The sequence below is a fragment of the Gluconobacter sp. P5E10 genome (assembly GCF_018812145.1).
Taxonomy (GTDB): Bacteria; Pseudomonadota; Alphaproteobacteria; order Acetobacterales; family Acetobacteraceae; genus Gluconobacter; species Gluconobacter cerinus.
Genome location: NZ_JACRVZ010000002.1, coordinates 547,340 through 554,468, shown reverse-complemented (window position 1 = coordinate 554,468; position 7,129 = coordinate 547,340). Strand labels below are relative to the sequence as shown.

Below are 7,129 nucleotides of genomic sequence, written 5' to 3'. Positions count from 1 at the left end.
AGCCCGGGCCGCCCCAGCCATTCCATCCACCCCACCCAGGCGTGCCCCAACCGACGAAGCGCGGGCCACCCCATCCACCGCCCCAGCCACCATAGCCGGGACGGAAGCCCCAACCGGGGCCTCCACGATAGCCGTAACCACCGCCCGGACCACCCCGGAAGCCACCCATGCCAGGGCCGCCACGGAATCCACCTCCCGGGCCACCACCGTAACCGCCACCACCACGAAATCCGCCCATCCCGCCACCTCCGGGACCACCGCGGCCTCCGCCTCCACCATGGAAGCCACCACCGCCGCCGCCCGGACCGCCGCCACGCTGCGCCATGGCCGAGAACGGTGCAGAACCAATCAATGCGGCCAGCACCAAGGCTCCAGCAGATTTTTTCGTGATGTTCATGGCTTGTCTCCTTGGAAATAGCCGCTTTTCAACTTTCCATATCGTCAGAACTCTGGTCCCTGAAAAGGGCTCTTTCAGGGCATGAAACAAGTCGTTTCACGTGAAACACTTCTGTCACCGACGCCTGCGGCCACCCCGCGCTCCGATATGGCCACCAAGGCGTTGCAGGGCATCCCGCAACTCGTCATCCTCAATCTCAGGAACATCAACCTGAACGGGCTTGGGCCTTGGCGGCTTGGGCCTCTCAAATGCTGTCATGTCCTGAACAATCTTCAACCGAAGAATGAGATGCTCGCCCCGCAGACCACAGGCTGTATTGATCCGTTCAATGATCTGAGGTGCGAGATGCTGCAATTCCATGGCAATCGGCCCCGAACACGCCAGCGTCAGAGACCCTGCCGACAGCCGACGCGGCTCGGTCACACGAGACAGACGTGGACCGATAAAATCTTCCCAGTCCATGGAAAGCCGAACCAGAAGCGGAGACTTCTTCTTGAACGCCGACTTGGTAATTCCTGGCACCAGAGCGCCGATCTGCCGCGCTCCTCCCCGCTTGGGAATCCATGCGGGCTTTTGGTCCATTCCCGCTGCCCGACCACGAAGGTTCTTGTCCGGACCGTGATCCTTCGTCATATCCCTCTCCGTGACTCCTGATGCTTCCGACCTGCTCCGCTGGTACGACACTCACCGCCGCACCCTTCCCTGGCGTAGCCTCCCGGGGCAGCGGCCTAACCCCTATGCTGTCTGGCTGAGCGAAATCATGCTTCAGCAGACGACCGTAAAGGCTGTCATAGCCTATTACGAACGCTTTCTCACGCATTACCCGACCGTGCAGGATCTGGCCGCAGCCCCACAGGAAGACGTTCTCTATCTTTGGGCCGGGCTCGGCTACTATGCCCGTGCCCGTAATCTCCATGCGTGCGCCAAACGCGTTGCAGAACTCGGGCAATTCCCGGACACAGTCGAAGACCTTCTGAAGCTTCCGGGCGTGGGGGCTTATACCGCACGCGCCATCGCCGCGATTGCCTTCGGCCGCCCCGTCGTACCGGTCGATGGGAATGTCGAGCGCGTGACATCACGCCTTTTCGCCATAGAAAACCCTCTCCCCGCCTCGCGCCCGCTTCTGGCCAAACAGGCAGCGCTCCTCAACCAGTCAGCAGAAGCACAGGATCGTCCATCAGACTTTGCCCAAGCCCTTTTCGATCTTGGGGCCACAATCTGCACACCCCGCAACCCATCTTGTCTGACATGCCCCTGGCGTCCATCCTGCCTTGGTCATGCCAAAGGAATAGCGTCCACACTTCCCCGCAAAGCGCCCAAACAGGCACGTCCCACGCGTTACGGCGTGCACTTTATCCTTCTGGATACAAGCGAACGGGTTTTGATGAGAGCCCGACCTGAAAAAGGTCTTCTCGGCGGCATGGACGAATTTCCGGGGACGGAGTGGCGCGAGGCCCCCTGGACTGAAGCTGATGCCATGAACCATGCCCCGACACTTGGGCCGTGGTCTTTACGGGGAGAGGTCACTCATGTCTTTACCCATTTCACACTTAAGCTCATGGTTTACGAAAAGACCCTCCCTGCGGGACATAATGCAGGGATCGACCCATCCTTTGGCGCGTTTCGGTCAACGACACGCGCAGCATTGCCAGGCGTTATGAAGAAATGCCTCGCCCTTGCAATTACTGATATGGAGAAAAAATGAGCCAGACTTTTCCCAAAACCCAGTTGTGGTTCATGGACTGGCACAGCCGCGTTCTGGACCATGACCCGATCAGCGACTATTTTTCTCCGACGCCCTTCCAGCCTGGCGTCTATCCCGGCATGTCGGCCCTGATTGCGCTTCCCCTCAACCTTCCTTGCGACATTACGTTTACCAAGCGCGTTTCAATGCCCCGCCCGCTGCCCGTATTTGAAGCCCAGGATGCTGAAAAAGGGCTGCTGTTTTTTCAGTTAAAAGGGCACGACAAATTTCTGAAAAGCGCCCCCGTACCAGGAAAGGGCGAGATCACCACCGACGCCTCTATTCCAAAAAACTGGGAGCGCTTTCTCCCCATGACGGAAGACTTCATGCGTGGCCTGTCCACTCTTCTAACCCCTCAATCCGCCAGCCTGATTGATGTAGCCACCGGGAAAGTACTTCCGCCCATCAAACCCGGCGCAGGGTTCCTGTGGTCCTTGGGAGAAACACCTCTTCCCCTCGCCGCCAACATCCAGAATATTGAACAGATCGGACGGCTCCCCGCACGGCACGAAGCCGAAATCTCGTTTATTCGAAACGATGATCAGCCTCCTTTCCGAGTTCACGTCAGGCGACCCAGTTGACACATCAGGACACGAAATTCACGATTGTCGTGAGGGCAGGTGATTTCCAGACCTTTCATGGCTGAACCTGCGTTGCTTTTCCTGAAAACCTCTCAGGGAAAGCTGCGACAATGCCTCAAACACCGTCCTCTGACCTCAAACATCTTCTCCCCTCCGAATTGGATACGGGAACAGTCAAACAGGGTCAGATTACTTTTGGAAACTGGCGCGGAGACGCTGACGTTCCTGAAGCACAGCCTCCACACGCCCTCCCACCATCCGAGCGTATCGGGTTCGCAGTCATGGGACTGGGACGGCTGACCCTCGGGGAAATTCTTCCTGCCTTCCTTCAATGTCGGCTGGCCAAACCCGTAGCGCTCATTTCCGGTCGCAGGGAAAAAGCCAGATCCGCAGGACATGCTTACAGGATCGGGGAAGATTCACTTTTCACCTATGATGAAATTCACAAACTGGCAGACAGGCCTGACATTCAGGCCGTGTATGTCGTAACCCCCAACGCATTGCATGCCAGTCAGGTGGAAGCACTTGCCGCCGCGGGCAAACACGTCCTGTGCGAGAAGCCCATGGCCAACTCAAGTGCAGACGCCAAACGCATGATTGAAGCCTGCCATGCTGCAGGTGTTAAGCTCATGGTTGCCTATCGCTGCCATTATGAACCTTTCAATCAGCTTGTCAGAAACCTGGTTCAAAGCGGCGAACTGGGACGACCCAAACTTGTAGAAGCCATCAATACCCAGATGCAGGGAAACGCCGATCAATGGCGCCTCAAACCCGAACTGGCTGGTGGAGGAGCCCTTCCGGATATCGGTCTTTATTGTCTCAACGGGACACGCTCTGTGCTTGGAGAGGAGCCTGAAAGTCTGTTCGCACAGATGGTCAGCCCTCCTGATGATCCACGCTACAAAAATCTGGACGAAACATTTTCATTCATGCTCTGCTTCCCGTCAGGTGTAATTGCCAACTGCGCCACCAGCTACGGCGCACATGAAAGCAAAGACCTGCGCATCCACCTGGAAAAAGGATGGATCTCTTTGGAAAACGCATTTGCCTATACAGGGCATCGTCTGCGCATTGGACGACGTCAGGGTGACCACAAAATAGTCAGCGAATGGCACATCCCGGCCGAGAACCAGTTTACTCTGGAAATCGACCATTTTGCTGAATGCATTCTCCAGAACCAGCCTCCCCGAACGTCTGGCGAAGAGGGGCTGCGAGATCAGAAACTGATGGAAGCGCTCTATCAGTCCGCCAGAACAGGTCAGATGATCCACCTGCCTAAAGACGCGTTGTAAAACCCCTCCTCAACCTATCTCGTGCAAGCCACACTTCGCATGCAATGGAACCCCACACCGCCCAGACAGTTAGGATCTTTGCTATGCTTAAACTCTCTTCTCCCCTTTCCGTACCGGCCGCCCTGTTCCTCGCAGCATTCAGCCTTGCAGGCTGCGTGTCCGAACCTCTTAGCCCGCAGGAGCAGCAACTCGCTTCGGCAGGGTTTGTCAGACACCCGGCCAATTCCCCGTCCCGCCGGGCCGAACTTCAACTCATGCCCCAGCATGTCTTCCTGACCCGGACCACACCAGAAGGCCTGCGCTATATCTACGCAGACCGTGACATCTGCGACTGCGCCTATATCGGCACGCAGGAAGCCTTCGAAAAATATGCGGCACAGCAACCCCATGGCGTACCAACCCTCGGTAAAGCTACCCCGCCGACGGCAAACCCAGCGACACCAAACCTGCCCGCAACAGGCAAATAACTGACCTCGTCCCCGAGGCGCGTGCACCATGACCTTCACTGTCGGGCACTATCTTGCTGAACGCCTTACCCAGATTGGGCTGAAGCACCATTTCGCAGTGACGGGCGACGACAATCTCGTTCTGCTGGATCAAATGCTGGCTCATGGCGGCATGAAGCAAATCTACAGCTGCAATGAGCTGAATTGCAGCTTGTCCGCAGAAGGCTATGCCCGTGTTAATGGTTCAGCTGCGGCGATCATGACGCTCGGGGTTGGAGCAACTTCCGCCCTGAACGTCATAGGCGAAGCCTACGCTGAAAGCCTGCCTGTCATCCTGATTTCAGGAATATCAAACACAAATGACGAAGGGGCGGATCGCGTTTTACCCAGTCAGATTGCCATAATCGGCCGCATCACCGTAGCCGCAGAGAAAATCACTTCGGCTGAAACAGCCCCGGGGCAAATAGATCACGTTCTCCGAGCAGCTCTACGCGAGAAAAAACCAGCCTATCTGGAAATCCCCTGTCATATCGCAGGCCAACCCTGCGTGAGACCCAGTCCGGTTTCCGCCGTGACATCAGATTGTTATCAGTCTGGAATACCTGAACGCTGCAACAGAGGAACGTCTCTGCCGTCTTAGAGCGCCCCTGAAAATTATCATTCCTGTTGGCAGCAAGCTTCAAGCAAGCGAAGCGCTCCAAGAAACAGTCGACAGCGCGACCGAAGACATGTTGTTTCTGGGCCGAGTATCGCCCCAAACGGGGTCTCAACGCGTGAGGAACCCTTGACCCCATCGGGAAGAGCTAATCTGCCTCCCCTTTCAAAATGACGCCGAATAGAGCTGTTTTCAGAGCGTCCGGGCATTCGGTATTTAATCTGAAGGCAGGATCTTTATGTCTTCAACGCCGCCAATAAACACCTGTGTCTGGTAGTAAGTGCTGCCAATCGTGCCATCTGCCTTGAGCCGGGCGATTAAAACCCTCTTGGCCAGACCTGAAGCCTGAACCTGACGATGCATGAAATATTGCTCTGCGGTCTGGGTTGTTCCCTGTAGCAGGTCGTTTACCGTGCTTTCGTGAATGGCGATGATAAGCGTCTTCGGATCCCGATAATTATCAGCAGAATCCAGATAGACCATATTATTCTGCCGCCCGACGCGCTGGACAGTCATCCCGAATTTTCCAACAACGCCCGTCGGGTCTGCCGCTGCCGCTGCGATAGCTTTTTCGGGCGTATACGCTTCAGGTGAACATGCAGCCAGACTGATACCCACGATACCAAGAGCAATGCTCTTTTGAAAAAGCGCTATCACTGTCCACTCTCCATCATCAGGCACAGTCAAAATAACCGTATCTTTTCGTAACAGAACGTAGACTAACCGCTCCGGCGATTAGGCCAAGACCTTATCCAACGAAATTTCTACGGCTTCTAACCTGCCAAGCTTTTAGAGAAGACGTGCGAATTTCATGAACAGAAACGTCACACTCATGAAAACGAAGCAGACAAAACCAGCTTCAATGGTCCCCCAGGCTCCCTGAGCCAGAAACATTCCGCCCGTATTCATTCCGAAGAATCCCGTTACGAACGTAGCAGGAAGCATCAAGGTTGTGCCGACCGATACGATATAGAGCCGCCGGTTGGTTTCTTCCGCCTGATTGGACCCCAGTTCGTCCTGCAAAGACCGGGCACGGTCCTGAAGCGCGATAAGATCGTCCAAGGCTGCATGCACCTGACGCTCTGCCCGATCTCGTAGCTCGTCCTCTGCCCAATCCGGAAGATCCAGATCTTCGTCTTTCAGAACGCGATCAATTGGCGTCACAACACGACGCAGCTCCGTCGCCCGACGCCGTACCTTACCAACAATACCACCCAGATGACCCAGATCAGAACGATGCTCGATCAGTAAAAGAGCATCTTCCGCGCGATCCAGGTCGTCATCAAGCTGGCCAAGCTGACGCCGCACTGTCCCTGTGAACTCCCGAAGAGCACGATCAATAATTCCTGCCGGCGTCGGAGGAATATGGTCGGCTTTCAAAGACCGGTAAGCAGCTCCAAGAACCGGGATCGGATTGCGCCGTGTCGTAATCAGAAGATCGGGTCGCATTGCAAAGCGCCATGCACAGATCTCCCGGTCATCTTCAGACAAGGCATCATCAAAAGCAGGTAGCGCGCCCCAGATCAGATCATCGGCCGCTTCAAGTGCGATCCCGTATTCCGTTTCTGCCAGCATCCCGCACACATCTTCAGGCAAATCGGGTAAATGCGCGACGAAAGACCGTGCGGAGCTGTGGACCGTATCGAAATGAAGCCAGAACCAACCCTGGGACGTTAGTTCATGGCCCGGCGTCAGAAGGTCTTCAACCTCTTCCTGACCCAAAGGTCGCAGGTCTTGTCCGGGTACAGCATGAACAGCCCAGACCAGCCCGTTCGCGAACGCAGGCTTCCCCGTCTCCTGATACGCAGGATCGATCACCGTGAAAGGAAAATTGTAGGTGGAGTTCTCTGACACGGCATCCTCCTGTTCTTCAGGGGGTATTCTGGACCTTCGTCGGCACTCAACAGCACGACAGAGGGTGATCTGCCGTTCTCTGACATGGCCGCACAGCAGACGCAATATGCTCTTTATGGCAACTGTTACGCTGGCCGGGAGTTAACAGATTATTCCTGGA

8 protein-coding genes and 1 pseudogene are annotated in these 7,129 nt (G+C 56.0%); 5 read left to right on the top strand and 4 right to left on the bottom strand.

Translation table 11 applies throughout. The features are described 5' to 3' along the window. Both KP707_RS16985 and KP707_RS06500 read right to left on the bottom strand, forming a co-directional pair. Positions 1-397: pseudogene (locus KP707_RS16985) on the bottom strand (hypothetical protein); the annotation flags it as partial. Between the two features lie 114 nt (positions 398-511). After that, positions 512-1,030, bottom strand: a complete 519-nt coding sequence (locus tag KP707_RS06500; RefSeq protein ID WP_099211241.1) for a DciA family protein — start codon at positions 1,028-1,030, stop codon at positions 512-514. A 10-nt stretch (positions 1,031-1,040) separates the two neighbouring features. Between KP707_RS06500 and mutY the strand changes: the two genes are divergently transcribed. From mutY to KP707_RS06475, 5 genes are all read left to right on the top strand, one after another. Further along, positions 1,041-2,102, top strand: a complete 1,062-nt coding sequence (gene mutY / locus KP707_RS06495; RefSeq protein WP_211502502.1) for an A/G-specific adenine glycosylase — start codon at positions 1,041-1,043, stop codon at positions 2,100-2,102. Continuing rightward, a complete protein-coding gene (locus KP707_RS06490) occupies positions 2,099-2,722 on the top strand; it encodes a hypothetical protein (RefSeq protein ID WP_211502501.1) in 624 nt (207 codons plus the stop codon). Before mutY ends, KP707_RS06490 begins: the two co-directional genes overlap by 4 nt. A gap of 110 nt (positions 2,723-2,832) precedes the next feature. After that, on the top strand, positions 2,833-4,014 hold the full coding sequence (locus tag KP707_RS06485) for a Gfo/Idh/MocA family protein (RefSeq protein WP_211502500.1): 1,182 nt from the start codon (positions 2,833-2,835) through the stop codon (positions 4,012-4,014). An 83-nt stretch (positions 4,015-4,097) separates the two neighbouring features. Further along, the gene (locus KP707_RS06480; RefSeq protein WP_249202815.1) at positions 4,098-4,481 is read left to right on the top strand and encodes a hypothetical protein; all 384 of its coding nucleotides are present in this window, start codon (positions 4,098-4,100) and stop codon (positions 4,479-4,481) included. Positions 4,482-4,509: 28 nt separating this feature from the next. Then, complete coding sequence (locus tag KP707_RS06475; RefSeq protein ID WP_211502499.1) at positions 4,510-5,100, top strand: thiamine pyrophosphate-binding protein; 591 nt, start codon at positions 4,510-4,512, stop codon at positions 5,098-5,100. A gap of 231 nt (positions 5,101-5,331) precedes the next feature. Here KP707_RS06475 and KP707_RS06470 read toward each other — a convergent pair whose 3' ends face one another. Together KP707_RS06470 and KP707_RS06465 are read right to left on the bottom strand one after the other, a co-directional pair. Beyond that, the gene (locus KP707_RS06470; RefSeq protein WP_211502534.1) at positions 5,332-5,772 is read right to left on the bottom strand and encodes a hypothetical protein; all 441 of its coding nucleotides are present in this window, start codon (positions 5,770-5,772) and stop codon (positions 5,332-5,334) included. A 132-nt stretch (positions 5,773-5,904) separates the two neighbouring features. After that, entirely contained in the window at positions 5,905-6,969 is a 1,065-nt protein-coding gene (locus KP707_RS06465; RefSeq protein WP_086634723.1) for a transporter, read from the bottom strand. Between the last annotated feature and the right edge of the window lie 160 nt (positions 6,970-7,129).